We start from the raw sequence: 14717 nt of genomic DNA on the forward strand, positions 1-14717 counted from the left end.
AATCAACGCACTCTAAAACCGGAAGGGCCCGTTTAATGCTGAGTGACTGCGATTTCTCGTTGGACAGCATCAGATTGTGCCTCATAGAAGGCACTGCCGAAATGAAAAGGACTTAACCCCCATCGATGATCTGGGTCTGCTAAGAAGACGGAGTCAGGATACTCCAAAAGCTTTACGTTCCCTGCCCCCCTTCCAACCACGAAATCATAAATGCGCTGGAGCTTAGCGTTCTGCTTGGCAATTAGTTTTTGATCTGACAACAGGCTCCCGTCCGAGGTGCGCGTCGCCCAGAAAACCTTATTGATGAATAGCTCTTTATGCCCCAATGCCGTAGCAAAGAAGTTCCACCCCTTTTCGAATTCCTCAAAATAAGACTCCGAGAATACGTCTACTGACTCTATTCCGCGAGCAAGTCCAGTCGCTAAATACTCGGGACTTTCGGTGTATGCGCTCTGAGGAGTTCTAGACAGTGGAAGGCGTTCGTCAATGAAGTCAACCAAAACTGTGGATCCCGCCGCTAATTGAGCTTGCCTAATATTCTCTTTGCTAAGGTCCCCTTCAACCATTCTCCTTTGAAATGAGCTTTGATTCAAAGCTAATAGTTCTTTATCGTGATAAACGGGGGGGGAGGTGGAGCGTTGAATAACTAAAGCGTGCCCTGTAACCCGCGAGCGGCGTTGTCATATAATCAAATGCATCACGCGAGACACAGCTTCCCATAACAAACACAGCGTCTTCAAAATTTCTTCCATCAATTGAAAGTAAGATATCGGACTCCGTATACCACCGCCGAATAAACATATCCAGCTTCGACATCCCCTTCATCGAAAACTGTTTCTCAAATGATTCAAGTCGGCCCGTGCCAATCAAATAGAAAAAATCAAAGCCAGCCGGAGAGTTCACAAACCCGCTCGGGGTGGGCCCTTGACCCTCATCGATACCAACGACTATGCGCTGGTCTTTCTCTGCAAAGAATTGCCCCGAAAGTTGAAAATCTCCTTCAGATAAAGAGCATAAACTGAAGTTCAAACTACTATCTAGGGCAAAGAGTTCTTGATTGACGGCCATAACGGATTCCTTATCACTGAGATCAGAAACTACCAATTATAAAATATGATACTGCAACTATCTCAGTCGAGTTTATAGATCACCCCACACTGAAGGTGCAATTACCATGTCGCCTAACTCAATCGGCTTCTTTCCCAACTCGGCTTCCTCATTGAAAAGCACTCTGATCCTGCGAGCGGGATTATGGGGTTGTCCGCAAACCGCGGACACGTAGTGGAGCTACCTAGTGGTTAGACAGCTATTTCTCTTCTGTAGGTGGTTGAACCGGTGTAGTTCTCGATATTGACAGGGCTGACTATCCCCAGCACGGAGTGCCAGCGCCGACAGTTGTAGATGACTTCAACCCAGTAGACAACGGCCTTGCGCGCGACATCAAGGGTTGCCCAGCGCTGGTGGTCATAAAACTCGGTCTTAGGCGGGCTACCCAAACGATCAGCTATCGCGTCATCTAAGCACCCACCAGTACGACCTACAGGCTGAGTAGTATCAGGTTACGGCACACCTCCCAGAGCTTCTCGTTAGAGAATTGCGTTCCACGGTTAGCGTGAAACACCTGCCCATCAGAAATGGCCATCGCGGACCGCGCAGAAGTACAGCCAGCTGAAGCTAGCTAGATAAAACACTAGCGGCTCCTACTAGAATGAGTTCAGCCATACTCGCAGATGGATAATGCTGTTAATGCAGAAATCGCGACGTTCGAATGGGTGTCGTGCTGGAATGAGGCCAGACTCGACCAGAGCTTGGGGTATCGAACCTCGGCCGAGATCGAATCCGATTATTGGAAGCAGAACACATCACAGGGATTAATGGAACCCAAGGCTGAAGCCTAGGAACAAAACTTGAGGGGCCTTCAGATGTCTATAAATAACTAATCATAGACGCGGTATCAGCCCATCGCCGTTGGCATGGCGATAAACCACAATAACTTAAACCCCTAGGCAAGATGCGCCTAGCCGCGCTGAGGCGCTTAGCACTGTAACGGAACGAGGTCCATAGCCTACATTGTTCCAACTGCGCCTACCCGAGCATGTCCCCTCCAATCTATGGGCGGCTCTGCTTTCCGTAAAACTACATAATAGAAAGATACACAGGCCCGGGAGAATACCACCTTTGCACGAAGAACGAGATCTCTTTGCCCTGCAAGTGCGGCAACTTGACTGCCAAACGGAAGTAACCAGTTGAGTCAGGCTTGATGTAACGGTAATGAAAACCTTTAGGTGACCAAGTAAGTCCTTCTACTTCATCGTCTTCGCTACCCGCAAATCCAATTAGCACGGTAGTCGAGTCCGACTTAAACAAGTATCCTTCGATTTCAACTTTGCCATGTCCATCATCAAGAGTCTTATATTCAACTCGTTTCGCATCATCAGGAAGACGCTGAAATTGTCCAAAACTGCTGAGCACTGGAACTAAAGTTTGCAATTCTTCGGTGCGGAGCACCCCTTCCTCCAAGAGCTTGACACAACCTTCTGGATCCAGCCCCGCGGCTGTTCTCGCCTCCGAATTGTGTATCTGTCGGGCGAGATCTGCGATAGATTGTTGCGCACGTTCTAAGTTTTCTTTGAGCGCCCGCTCCAACTTTCCTTGGCTTGATGTCACCTGTTTGGATTCCGATGACGAAATAAATTCATTGACTAATCCCTCAATCTTATCTGACCGCGAGGAGTTAATAGACTCAACTCCCGCGGCGTTCACAAGGCAAAAACGTAGAATCGCCCCAAGTTGATAAAGGTTGAAAAATGACCATTCACTTTCGTCCTTCGATATCAAAGCAGCCATGGCTGACACATTGACTAAGGAATCCTCGTAATCACCGTCATGAAGATATTCCAGCATTTTAGTTCTAGCGCCTTTAAACAGCTCGATCCTCCAATTGTATCGGCCGAAGGAACTTTGTGAAGGAAAAGCACTATTAAAGCGATAAGGAGTGGCCGGTTTACCCCTCCACTGCAGCCCCATCTTAACGACAAATTCTTCGAGAGCTTTTGGCCACCGATCATCGGCAAAAGGAGCATTTTCAATGGGCCGCGTCATTCGTCGATTCAACAGATAATGGAAGGCTTGAGCACTTGTAAACTCTGGCGCTGAGCCAAGAATGAGGCGAAGCGCTCGATAATCCAAGAAGGGGTGCACTTCTGCTGCGCCTGCATTATTTGCAGTTAACGTGCCACCGGTCAGGAGCGGCAAACGGAATCTCAGTTTCCAAGCTACTTCGATCTTCTCCGAAGGTACACCTCCCAATTCAGCCTCAAGAGAAGTTCGGTAATTCTTAGAGAGCAACTCCGAGCCTTCTCTACTAAGCAAAGGGGATGATGCCAATTGCCCCATTTCCCTATCAATAAGTTTTGACAGTGTTAGGCCAGTGTCACTTCCTTTAGACCCGTACTCATGCCCCCCGAGAACAATAGAGGTCCTAGCACCAACCCACCGTATATCAGCAAGTGAACTCAACGTAAGGTCAGTCTGAATATCGCGAGCGATACTAGAAGAAAACTCGCGCGGCTGAGCAATGAGTGGCGGAGATGATACATAATGCTTATCGCGCAGTTCAGCAAGTTCCATCAAATCAATAGCGGCCATCACGTCTGGTGAATACGGCTCTCCGGCGGTAGAAAATGAAATCCATTTCCCATAAATTGAATCACCAAGCATTCCGAGGATAGCCCTCGAATCTTTACCTCCGCTGAGAGATAGTGATTTTCCGCATTGCGTTCCCAAAATGTAGTCGCTCAAACTTGAAGCGTAGTCTTCCACCAGCATTGGCAGTTCGCGATCATCGATCCTGGTTGTCAACTCATCCCACGAGGAGCGCATTGCGACCTCATGGCTGCCGTCCTTCGAAACAATCCACTTCGACCCAGGTCGTGTCCTCTTGATCCCGGCGAGATGATGTTCGTATCCGAAATTATGATGTTTCTGAAGTGTCCATGCTAAAGAAATCGGACTAAGCGATGCGGAATCTTCCAAAAAGGGATAGAGAAGTGGGAGATGATTAGTGAAAACCCAGCAATCCTCGGAGTCAAGATAAAGAAATCCGTCGGTGCCAGGACAGCTTGAGAAAACACGAAGCTCGTCCTCATAGATACCCACTGCACACACAGATTCTGGATGATCGAGCGGGCTAGCCTGGTTAGCCTTCTCATTCAAAAGAGGTGGAATCCAATCTCGAGAATGAGACGACAAAACCCCTTGAGCAAGAACTGTGGATTCATCACTCTGGTCAACTACTTCAAACTCCTGTGGAGAGCCATAGTCAAACAAAGCAACTTCTGCACATCCATTGAAAAAAGCACGAGTGCGAGCTTGTTTATCATAAAGAGTTAAACTCTCAAGTTCCCTGAGATTTATCCCCGATTTCATTCCATGTTTGTAGACCCTTCCAATAATGACTGACATGATTTCAACTCCTTTGACATAACAGATTTGGCAATTTTGTGACACTGAGTTCGCCTTGTGACACCAAATTCACGTTTTCCAACACTACCTCGCCCAAACCAAACTTACTTTAGGTGGAACAAGCTCAAGAAAGCGATGACACCGTGTACGACATCGCCTGGTTAGCCCTAGAGCTGTTTAACCTAGGGCCGGCCTCCGCCACTCACCTATTATTCATCGTCTTTTGTCTTATTTTTTGAAAAGTCAACAACTACCGCTTCACCACGTGCACATCTACACCACCAAATAGGCTGAAGCAGTTCACCACTACTTCAGGGGCGCTGGCAGGCAGGTCTGCGGGGTCGATGGCGCCACGTTCGACCTTGATGTCATGGCCGCCAAAGAGGCCGACGCCGTTGACACGAACGCGGAATCCTTCCGGGACCCACACATCGACGCCGCCGAATACCCCAACCGCTTGGATTGTCGTGACGTGTTCTTTGAGGGAAGCACCACGAAGATCTACATCGGTGCCGCCGAAAATTCCCATCGTGGTGTGATGAGCGGCGATGGGAATGCCGCGCACAGTGCTGCCGCCAAAGATGCCGAGGGAGAGCCCCTGTGCGCCGTGTACCGATGGTTCTACTTGGGCTAAAGCCTGGTCAACAGCGGTGGAAGCTCCTTGGTTGGTGGCCTTGACCTCCTTCGACCGTTGACGCGCCACCTGGTAGCTGCCGAACAGGACTTGTTCTGGTGCCTCGACAAGGTCAGTAACAAGGTCAACCAACTCGCCACGAGTCGTGGCATCGGCGCAGCGGCTGGAGCGCTCCTCGAATTCGGTGACGCTGAGCTGGCCTACCGACATCGCATCCGCCAACACCTGTGAAGCGGTGGTGCGCTCAGAGTTTGTGCATTTGATGTCTCGTGATTCCATGTCTTGATTTTACGTGGAAGCACGCTTTTAAGCGCGGCGAAAAGTGCTGGGCACCTCGCCGCGCTTATTCTTTAGTTCCTGAGTTCTTGTTAGGACTCGATCTCGGGAGCGAAATCGGGCAGGCGCTCCCCTACTCCAAGGAGCTCAGCGATAGCTGCGACAGCTCGCTCAGCAGCCTTGCCATCTCCATAGGGGTTGACGGCGTTGGCCATGGCCTCGTAGGCGGCTTCATCATCAAGGAGCAGCTTAGCCTCCGCCACGATGAGGCTACGGTTGGTGCCCACAAGCTTCACGGTGCCGGCCACAACGGCTTCCGGGCGCTCGGTGTTCTGGCGCATGACCAAGACCGGCTTGCCCAGAGCCGGGGCTTCTTCCTGAACTCCGCCCGAGTCGGTGAGGATAATGGTTGCAAGATCCAGAAGCTTGGTGAACTGGTCATAGGGCAGCGGATCCGTGATGATGACGTTAGGCAGGGATTCAACCTCCGGAAGCACGGCCTCACGGACCTTGGGGTTGAGGTGCAGTGGTAGAACAAAGTTAATGTCCGGATAGCCCTCCGCCAAATCCTTGACGGCCCCGCCGATTTCCTTCATGGTTTCCAGGTTTTCGCGGCGGTGGGTGGTGACGACGACAAGGCGCTTAGCCGAATTAGCCGCCTCTTGTACGGTCGGGTCTTCGAATTCGGTGTCCCAGCTTGCAGCCTCAAGTAGCGCATCGATCACGGTATTGCCGGTAACCGCGATGTCCTTGGACCGAACATTTTCGCGGCGCAGGTTCTCCATCGATCCTGCCGTGGGAGCAAGGTGCAGCTCCGCAACCTGGCCGATCAGCTTACGGTTGGCCTCTTCCGGAAACGGCGAGTGAATGTCGCCGGTGCGCAGGCCTGCTTCCAGGTGCACGATTTTCACACCACGGTGGAAACCGGCAAGCGCGGCGGTCATGGCCGTAGAAGTATCGCCCTGGGAGATGATGACGTCAGGCTTTTCGGAATCGATAATCTCGTCCAGCCCCATAAGCGCGCGAGAGACAATCTCATTGAGACCTTGTCCCGGCTTCATTAGGTGCAAGTCTAGCTTCGGCTCAATGCCAAACATGGTGTTGACCTGCTCCAGCATTTCCTTGTGCTGGCCGGTGGAGACAGCAACCGATTCGAAGCGCTCGTCCTTCTCCAATGCCTTAATGACTGGGGCTACCTTGATCGCCTCGGGGCGGGTGCCGTACACGGTCATAATCTTCGGCTTAGACATAAATTTCCTTCATTTATTACCGGGAGAGAATCTCCACAAGAGTCTACAGTGCTCGTGTCACGTGCACATGGTCCGGTGATTGCGAAGAGTAGAACGTCAGTCCCGTGAACGCTAGTCCTCGCTCACGGTGACTTCCCGTGGCTCTTCGAAAGCAGCCACGCGCGGCTCAGCTGCCGCCACGCTGGCTGTTAATAGCGCTGACATCGCCACGGCTGCCGAGACCGCGTGCGTACGCTTCGAACTCTCCACAGAACTTAAGTTAACCGAAGCGAATGGTCTTTGGGAAGAGTTCGCACAATATCTATTCGCCCCACGGCTGCACTGCCACCCACGCCGGTGGGCTTGGGCAGGTAGGCTGATCGTGAGAATTGCACGTTGCCCGTACGTTGTACGCAAACGCTGGCCGCTGCGCCGGCTTGAAGTAAGGGGATGACTAGTTTCCAATGATCCAATTTGTTGTGGGTGCTGCCGCCGGATACGTCTTTGGAACCAAGGCTGGGCGCAAGCGCTACCACCAAATTAAGGGCGCTTATGAAAAGGCCGTGAACTCCCCCGCCACCAAGGCCGCGGTGCGCTCAGCGCGCAAGGCCGTGGCCAACCGCTTGGATCCGGAGCCGCGTATGCGCGAGCTCAAGGACTACAACAAGGGACGCCGCGGCAAGCGGGGTGCCGCGGATGGAGTGCAGCCGGATCGGATTTACGAGCCGGACGAAGATTAACGCGCTGATTAGCGCACGCCGCGGAAGGCGCGGTCGTTGAGCTCGCGGCGGGCTTGCTCAAGTGCCACGAGGTCGGCGAAGAGTGAATTGTAGGACTCTTCGTCGTCGGAGGGGCGCATGCGGCCGAGTTGGGCCTTGAGTTGAGCTACTTGGTCGCCCACGCGGGCTTCCTGGAGGCGCGAGAGCACGGAATCGGCGTAGGCCTCCAGGTCGGTATCGGGGTTGCCGGTCTCCCCCAGCTTGATGGGTTCCACGGCGAGCTCAGAGACGAAGTTGCGGGCCATAAGATCCGGCATCTCCCCGGCCACGGCGGCGAGCCACTCCACGCCGGGCTGTTCGGCACCGGAGGTCACGCCACCGAGGGTGGAAATGGCGCGGCGGATGGTGCGGTAGGCCTCGTTGGAGTAGGCATCCTCCGTGATTCCGTCGAAGTAGCTGCCGGCAATCTGCGGATATTGCAGGGCCAGCTTGAGGGCCTCGCGCTGCGGCCATAGGTGGGGCTCACGTGGGCCGGGGATGTGCATGACGGGGGCATTAGACTGCGCGGGCGCAGAGGCGGTCTCCTCCAAGGAGGCAAAGCGCGGGCGCTGTTCCTTCTTGGGCTTGCGGGCCTCTTGGCGGACCTGCTGGAGTACTTCCTCCGGGTTGGGCCAGCCCACCCAGCCGGCTAGGCGGCGGGCGTATTCGCGCTGCAGAGGTTGATCCCTGATCTGAGCCACGACGGGCACCGCGCGGCGCAGGGCTTGGAGGCGTCCTTCGGCGGAGTCGATGCTGAAGTCTGAGATAACAGAGCGGATGACGAACTCGAACATGGGGATGCGGTCCGCCACCAAGTCGCGCACCGCGGCGTCGCCGCGCTCTAGGCGCAGATCGCAGGGATCCATGCCATCCGGGGCCACGGAGACGAAGGACTGCCCGGTGAACTTCTGCTCGCCTTCAAAGGCGCGCATGGCGGCCTTCTGGCCGGCCTCGTCACCGTCGAAAGTGTAGATGAGCTCGCCGTGAAAGTAGGAATCATCCAACATAAGCCGGCGCAGGACTTGCAGGTGGTCTGCGCCGAAGGCGGTGCCACAGGAGGCCACGGCAGTCTTCACGCCCGCGGCGTACATGGCCATGACATCCGTATAGCCCTCCACCACCACGGCCTGGTGTTGCTCCGCGATGTTGCGCTTGGCCAAATCCAGGCCGAAGAGCACCTTGGACTTGTGATAGAGCATGGTCTCGGGCGTGTTCATGTACTTGCCCAGCTTGTCATCGTCGTAAAGCTTGCGTGCGCCGAAGCCGATGACGTTTCCGGACAAGTCCTTGATGGGCCACAGCAGGCGCCGGTGGAAGCGGTCGATGGGGCCGCGCTTGCCCATCTTGGAAATGCCGGCGGCTTCCAGCTCCTCAAAGGAAAAGCCCATGCGCAGCAGGTGCTTTGTGGCGGTATCCCAGCCCTCCGGGGCATAACCGCACTCGAACTCGTAGATGATTTCCTTGGAAAATCCACGGTCGAGGAGGAACTCGCGCCCGGCGGCGGCCTGCGGGGTTTCTAGCTGCTGGCGGTAGAACTCGTGCGCCGCCTTGTTGGCGGCGATGAGCCGGCGGCGCGTGCCGGGCTTCTCGTCGCGCGCACCGGTGGAGCCACCCTGGTAGTTGATGTGGTAGCCAATCTTTTGGGCCACAGCTTCGACCGCCTCCGGGAAGGAGACCTGCTCCATCTCCATGAGGAAGCTGAACACATCCCCACCCTTGCCGGTGGAGAAGCAGTGATAGTAGCCGCGCTGCGGGCGCACGTGGAAGGATGGGGTCTTCTCATCCTTGAAGGGGCTCAGGCCCTTCAAGGAGTCATAGCCAGCGGGCTTGAGCTGGACGTATTCGCCCACGATCTCATCAATAGGCGCGCGTTCACGGATAGCTTGGATGTCGCTGTCCGGAATTCTGCCTCGTGCCATGCGTACAGACTACCCCGCCCACGCAAGGTACAGGTACCCACGGCTGGGTGGGCAAGAGCCGCGAGTCCCACATCCTGGAAGAACTCATATGTGGGAATCGGCAAAAAGCGCGTTCTTGATTTCTTTTTCGGCCCCCGCACCTGCAATGATGGGGGCCATGGCCCAATCCTCCCCCTCCAAAAAATCGCTGCCGGCTCTCATCGGTGGTGCGGTTCTCGTCCTCGTCGCGGGCTACTTCGGTATCGACCTCGGTGATTCCAGTGATGGCGCGGGCCAGAAGGCAGCGTCCTCATCTGATACGCCTGATGCGTCCGCTGCATCGGGCGTATCCTCTGCCGCTGGTGCGTCTGGTGGGGATGAGGGGGACGTCGCCAAGCAGGGCGGCTCCGACCTGCCCACCTGTTCCATGGATTCCTTGCCCCAGGAGGCGCATGACACGGCCAGCGATATCTTGGCCGGTGGCCCCTATGATTATCCGGATAATGACAACGTGCGCTTTGGCAATTATGAGGGTGTGCTGCCGCAGCAGGACAGGAATTACTACCGCGAATACACGGTGGAAACGCCGGGGATTGGGCACCGCGGGGCCAAGCGGATTGTCACCGGTGGCGGGAGCGAGACCGACCCGGATGTCTGGTACTACACCGATGACCACTACGACAGCTTCTGCAGCATCCCGGACGCGGAGGACTAAGACATGCAGCGCATCCTGATTACTGAACCTATCCGCACGCGCGAGGACTTCTATGGCGCGCTTGGGCGCCTGCGCGGCTGCCAGTCCGGTGCGCCACGCAACCTCGATGCTTTGGCCGATTTCCTGCGTGAGCAACATATCGTGGCGATTATCGCCGCGGATTTCGACATGGTTGAAGAAGACCTGACCCCGATCAGCATGGTGCTGAAGGACCAGGGTGTAGCACTCGTGCGCTAGCTCAAAAAGCCGAAGAGATCGGCGCTGCGCCGCGCCAGGCGCTCCAGGCGTGATTCGGTCATGGAGGCGATCTGGTCGATGATGGCGCGGTCGCGCTCCAGGTCGGTATCGGCCTGGTTCCACCACAGGGCGAAGGTGGCGTCCAGCGAGCCCGGCGCGCCGGCCACCAGGTAGTCGTAGACGCGGTAGATGCGCTCGCGCTGGCGGTCCTGACGGGCCAGGTGGGCGGGCTCATCCATGACGTAGAGAACGGCGATGGTCTTGAGCAGGGTCACCTCCGCCACCGCGCCCGGCGGGACGGCGAGGTCGCCGTGCATGCGGCCGAGCGGGCCGTCGTTAGCCGCCAGCGTGGCGGAGACGGTAGCGCCGACGTAGCGGCCGACGAGCTCCGAGGTCATCTTCTTTAAGTTGGCATAGGAGCGCAGGGAGTAATCGAAGTTGCCGATGGCATTGATGACGTCCAGCTGGCGCAGGCGGTCGGCGGCTTCCAGGAGTTCGTCGGCAGTGCCGCCGAAGGCCTTCGCACCCTTGTCCGCGAGGTTGGCCAGCTCCACCAGGTCCCACAGCACGTTCAAAGAGATGCGGCGGGAGATGATGCCGTCTTCGACGTCGTGGACGGAATAGGCGATGTCATCCGACCAGTCCATGACCTGGGCCTCCATGGACTTGCGCTGGTCGGAGTGGCCTTGGCGCAGCCACTCCAGGACGTCGGCGTCTTCGTCGTAGGCGCCGTATTTGCGGTTGGTGGTGCCGTCCGGGTTGGTCTTAGTCCACGGGTATTTGCAGGCCGCATCCAATGAGGCGCGGGTGAGGTTGAGGCCATAGCTGCGCGGGCCCGCCGGGGTATCCAGAACCACCTTGGGCTCCAGCTTGGTCAGGATGCGCAGGGTCTGGGCGTTGCCCTCGAAGCCGCCGAGGGCGACCTCGTTGAGGGCATTCTCGCCGTTGTGGCCGTAGGGCGGGTGGCCGATGTCATGCGTCAGCCCCGCCATGTCGCACAGGTCCGGGTCGAGGCCTAGCCCGGCGCCGATGCTGCGGGCAATCTGGCTGACTTCCAGGGAGTGCGTGAGGCGCGTGCGCGGGGTATCGCCGTCGCGCGGGCCGACGACCTGGGTCTTGTCCGCCAGGCGGCGCAGGGCCGCGGAATGTAGGACGCGGGCGCGGTCCCGGGAGAAGGCGCCGCGGTGCTCCTCGGATTTGAGCAGGGCCGAACCTTTGGGTGACTCGGAGGCGAGGCGGGCGACGTCTTCTGCGCGGTAGGAATAGCTCACGGGTTTTAAGCTTAGGCGGAGTCCTGGCCATCCTGGGTCTGCCTCGCGCCAATGACGCGGTGGCGCAGGGCTTGGTTGGGACGGATGAGGCGCTCGACGCGGTAGAAGGCCGCGCGCACGCCTTCGGTGCGCTTCTCCCCCAGCAGGGTGCGCAGCCCCAGGTAGGCCAAACCGCCGGTCTCGTGGGCCAGGTAACGCCACCACGGGATGGAGAAACGCCGGGAAGGATAGTAGGGCGTGCCCATAACGGTCGCGGTGATTCCTTCTTGGCGGGCGATGAGGAAGGTGCGCAGGCGGTGCAGCGGGTCGGTGACGATGACGGCCTCGGTCACGCCGAGTTTGTCGCGGGCGGCGGCTAGCTCGCTGCGGGTGTCGAGGCCTTCTTCGAGGGCGGTGACTTTAAGGGGTTCGTCGTCAAGCAAGGTCCGTGCCACCCCGGCCTCGGTGAACCTATCGCCGGGCAAGTTCCCGCCCACCGTGATAATGGGCAGGTCGTGCGCGGCGGCGTACTCAGCGGCGAAGCGCACGCGGCCGCGAAGGATGCGGGAGGGGCGCCCGTCGTATTGCGCAGCACCCAGGACAATAACGTACTTCACTGCCTGTCCACTTTAGCGTTGGGTGGCAGGTATCGTGGTGCGCATGACTACTGCTGCTCGTTTTGGTCGCGCCGCCCTTGCTGCTCTCGTGCTGGGGTTGGCCACTGCTAGCCCCGCCCTGGCTGCGGACTTCGTTGTTGCCGCGCCGGAGGCTGCCTCGCTCACGGAGAAGGTGACGGATGAGGCGGGGGTGCTCTCGGACTCGGAGAAGGCCGAGTTGGAGGACAAGATTGCCGCGCTGCAGCAGGAGAACCACGTGGTGATTTTCGTGGTCTTTGCCTCGTCGCTGCCGGAGGGCGCGGAGAGCTATGCGGATCAGATTGTGCAGTCCAAGGGCCCGAATTCTGCGGCCTATGTGGTGGGTGTGGATGATTCCACCGTGGGCGTGCAGACGGGTAATGATTGGCCGCGCGGGCGCCTGGATGTGATGTATGAGGCGGCCTACGCCAAGCTTGCCGACGGGCGCCAGTTCGGTGCTTCTGCACTCGCGCTTGTCGACGCTGCCGCTTCCGGTTCTGCGGGGTCTTCTTCTGGCGCTTCTGCTGCTTCTGATTCCGATGGCTCGGGAGGCCTGTGGCTAGCTGGCGGCGCGGGCGCGCTGGCTTTGGCGGGTGGCGGAATCGCGGTGGCCAACAGGCGCAAGACAAAGAAGGACTCGGCGGCCACTCTGGAATCCGCGCGCCAGATTGAGCCGGGCAATACCGCGCAGCTGGACCGCCTGGACATGGCGACCTTGGAGAAGCTGGCCCAGGAGGAGCTGGTCTCCACGGATGAATCGATTCGCCGCGGCAAGGAGGAGCTCGATATTGCGGTGGCCGAGTTCGGCCCCGAGCGCACCCGCCCGTTCACGCGCGCGATGAACCATTCCACGCTGACCCTGCAGAAGGCGTTCCAGCTGCAGCAGAAGCTGCAAGATAACCTGCCGGAATCGACGGCGGAGCGCCGCCAGATGCTGGTGGAGATTATCTCCTCCTGCGGGCAGGCCGACGATGCCTTGGATGCGCAGGCGGCGGACTTTGCCAAGATGCGTGACTTGCTCATTAACGCCAGCTCCAAGCTGGATGAGCTGACGCGTCGGGTGGTCGACCTGCGCGGGCGCCTGCCGCAGGCACGCGCTACCTTGTCTACTCTCAGCGGCTCCTATTCCGAGGAGGTGTTGTCCTCCATTGCGGATAACCCAGAGATGGCGGAGGTCTCGCTCAATGAGGCTGAAAAGCTGCTTTCCCGCGGCCGAGAATTGCAGTCCCAGCCGGCTGGCCAGCAGGGTCCTTTGGTGGGCTATATCCGCGATGCCGAGCACGCCCTGGAGGTCTCCGACCGCCTGCTGAATGGCGTGGAGAATGCCGAGAACTCAATCACCGCGGCTCGCGATAACCTGCCGGCGCTCATCGATGAGGTCGAGGAAGAAATCGCCGAAGCCCAGCACTTGGAACAGCGCGGCAAGGCCCAGGGCTCGACTGCTGATTGGGCCGCCTTGGAGGAGTTGCTGGCCCGCGCCCGGGAGGCTCTGCGCGCAGCCCGCGAGCACGGTCAGGGTGATCCACTGGGTCAGTACACGGCGCTGACGGCTATCGATGGCGAACTGGACCAGCAGCTGGACACCGTCCGCGAAACCAACGCCACCCGCGAGCGCCAGATCGCGCTCTACCGCCAGCAGATTGCCGCGGCCGAGTCCGCTATCCAGGCAGCTGAGGACTTGCTCTCCTCGCGTGGCCGCGTGGTGGGCCCCGATGCGCGTGTGGCTCTTGCCGATGCCACCCGCCTCTTCGCCCAAGCCCAGAACTCCGCCTCGAAGGACTTGCGCGCGGCCCTCAACTACTCCCGCGATGCCGCGACTGCCGCGCAGACTTCGCTCAATCGCGCGAAGGAAGACCTAGAGGCCTACCGCCGCCAAGAACAGCGCCGCCAGGCCACCGATGCCGCGGGCAACATCCTCACCGGCATGGTGCTGGGCCAGATCCTCGGTGGCGGCAGCTCCCGCGGCCACAGTGGCGGTTTCGGCGGAGGCTTCTCCGGTGGTGGCAGCTTCGGCGGCGGTGGCTTCTCGGGCGGCGGCGGTGGAGGTGGCTTCCGCGGCGGCTCCTTCTAGCCGCCCTCTCCCCCTCCCCGCACCTAGGCCCTCCCAGCTGTCTTCACCCACTTCCCCGTCCTCTCCCCTTCCCCGCGCCAGTTCCTCCCAGCCGGCTTCACCCACTTCCCCGCGCGAGCCCTCGAGACCCGCGGCCCACACCCGGCATCTCATAACCAGGGCGGTCCCACATGGCATCTCGCACAAGGCTCCTTGCAAAAGGCATCTGGCAAAAGGCATCTTCTAGAAGGCGTTTTCACAGCTAAAAACGCCTTTTGCACCCTCTACATGGCGTTTTCAGCCCCAAAGGCGCCTTTTGACAGATGCCATCTGCCAGATGCCTTCTGCCGGACTGTCGGATGCCGTTTGCGGGATGCCTTCTGCCGAATGTCCTTGCACGCATCGGGCGGTTGGATACCGACTCGATTGTCGGCCAAGTAGATCCACGGATACGGGATTGGTGCACGTACATGATTGGTGTAAACCGGTCATGCACATGGTTCTGGCCAAACGGTTCGCCTCAGATGGTTGCAGTCAAACGGCTTACTTGGGGGCAAGTAAACCTTCTGCA

Annotated in this window: 14 protein-coding genes; 4 read left to right on the forward strand and 10 right to left on the reverse strand. The window is 58.2% G+C overall.

Going from position 1 to position 14717, the window contains the following annotated elements:
* Positions 1 to 32: 32 nt before the first annotated feature.
* The 7 genes from HMPREF2993_RS10855 to HMPREF2993_RS13660 form a co-directional block, all read right to left on the reverse strand.
* Positions 33 to 593, reverse strand: a complete 561-nt coding sequence (locus tag HMPREF2993_RS10855) for a DUF6270 domain-containing protein (protein ID WP_371325909.1) — start codon at positions 591 to 593, stop codon at positions 33 to 35.
* Positions 594 to 606: 13 nt separating this feature from the next.
* Positions 607 to 1068, reverse strand: coding sequence for a hypothetical protein (locus HMPREF2993_RS10860; protein ID WP_070702334.1), 462 nt, complete (start codon positions 1066 to 1068; stop codon positions 607 to 609).
* Between the two features lie 230 nt (positions 1069 to 1298).
* Positions 1299 to 1496 carry an IS3 family transposase gene (locus HMPREF2993_RS14055; protein WP_371325910.1) on the reverse strand — a complete coding sequence of 66 codons (198 nt, stop codon included), beginning with the start codon at positions 1494 to 1496 and terminating at the stop codon, positions 1299 to 1301.
* A gap of 640 nt (positions 1497 to 2136) precedes the next feature.
* On the reverse strand, positions 2137 to 4464 hold the full coding sequence (locus tag HMPREF2993_RS13500; RefSeq protein ID WP_141758299.1) for a hypothetical protein: 2328 nt from the start codon (positions 4462 to 4464) through the stop codon (positions 2137 to 2139).
* Positions 4465 to 4714: 250 nt separating this feature from the next.
* Entirely contained in the window at positions 4715 to 5377 is a 663-nt protein-coding gene (locus HMPREF2993_RS10880; RefSeq protein ID WP_070702342.1) for a DUF1707 SHOCT-like domain-containing protein, read from the reverse strand.
* 89 nt (positions 5378 to 5466) lie between these two features.
* The gene (gene wecB / locus HMPREF2993_RS10885; protein ID WP_070702344.1) at positions 5467 to 6624 is read right to left on the reverse strand and encodes a non-hydrolyzing UDP-N-acetylglucosamine 2-epimerase; all 1158 of its coding nucleotides are present in this window, start codon (positions 6622 to 6624) and stop codon (positions 5467 to 5469) included.
* Positions 6625 to 6735: 111 nt separating this feature from the next.
* Positions 6736 to 6873, reverse strand: coding sequence for a hypothetical protein (locus tag HMPREF2993_RS13660; RefSeq protein ID WP_157844611.1), 138 nt, complete (start codon positions 6871 to 6873; stop codon positions 6736 to 6738).
* Between the two features lie 194 nt (positions 6874 to 7067).
* On the opposite strand from HMPREF2993_RS13660, the gene HMPREF2993_RS10890 reads away from it, so the two are divergent.
* A complete protein-coding gene (locus HMPREF2993_RS10890; protein WP_070446667.1) occupies positions 7068 to 7343 on the forward strand; it encodes a hypothetical protein in 276 nt (91 codons plus the stop codon).
* Between the two features lie 8 nt (positions 7344 to 7351).
* Here the strand turns inward: HMPREF2993_RS10890 and dnaG are convergent, their stop codons facing one another.
* Positions 7352 to 9280, reverse strand: coding sequence for a DNA primase (gene dnaG, locus HMPREF2993_RS10895; protein ID WP_070679384.1), 1929 nt, complete (start codon positions 9278 to 9280; stop codon positions 7352 to 7354).
* Between the two features lie 157 nt (positions 9281 to 9437).
* Here dnaG and HMPREF2993_RS10900 point away from each other — a divergent pair, with 157 nt between their 5' ends.
* A complete protein-coding gene (locus tag HMPREF2993_RS10900; RefSeq protein ID WP_070679381.1) occupies positions 9438 to 9974 on the forward strand; it encodes a guanyl-specific ribonuclease in 537 nt (178 codons plus the stop codon).
* 3 nt (positions 9975 to 9977) lie between these two features.
* The gene (locus HMPREF2993_RS10905) at positions 9978 to 10211 is read left to right on the forward strand and encodes a barstar family protein (RefSeq protein WP_070679378.1); all 234 of its coding nucleotides are present in this window, start codon (positions 9978 to 9980) and stop codon (positions 10209 to 10211) included.
* Here the strand turns inward: HMPREF2993_RS10905 and HMPREF2993_RS10910 are convergent.
* The gene (locus HMPREF2993_RS10910) at positions 10208 to 11482 is read right to left on the reverse strand and encodes a deoxyguanosinetriphosphate triphosphohydrolase (RefSeq protein WP_070702346.1); all 1275 of its coding nucleotides are present in this window, start codon (positions 11480 to 11482) and stop codon (positions 10208 to 10210) included. The genes HMPREF2993_RS10905 and HMPREF2993_RS10910 overlap by 4 nt on opposite strands.
* A gap of 11 nt (positions 11483 to 11493) precedes the next feature.
* Positions 11494 to 12078 (reverse strand): YdcF family protein, encoded by a 585-nt coding sequence (locus tag HMPREF2993_RS10915; protein WP_070702348.1) that lies wholly within the window; start codon positions 12076 to 12078, stop codon positions 11494 to 11496.
* 43 nt (positions 12079 to 12121) lie between these two features.
* Here HMPREF2993_RS10915 and HMPREF2993_RS10920 point away from each other — a divergent pair, with 43 nt between their 5' ends.
* Positions 12122 to 14167: a TPM domain-containing protein gene (locus HMPREF2993_RS10920; RefSeq protein ID WP_070702350.1), complete on the forward strand. Its 2046-nt coding sequence runs from the start codon at positions 12122 to 12124 to the stop codon at positions 14165 to 14167.
* Positions 14168 to 14717: the final 550 nt, after the last annotated feature.

This window comes from Corynebacterium sp. HMSC068G04, from assembly GCF_001814885.1.
In the GTDB taxonomy this organism is placed as follows: domain Bacteria; phylum Actinomycetota; class Actinomycetes; order Mycobacteriales; family Mycobacteriaceae; genus Corynebacterium; species Corynebacterium hiratae.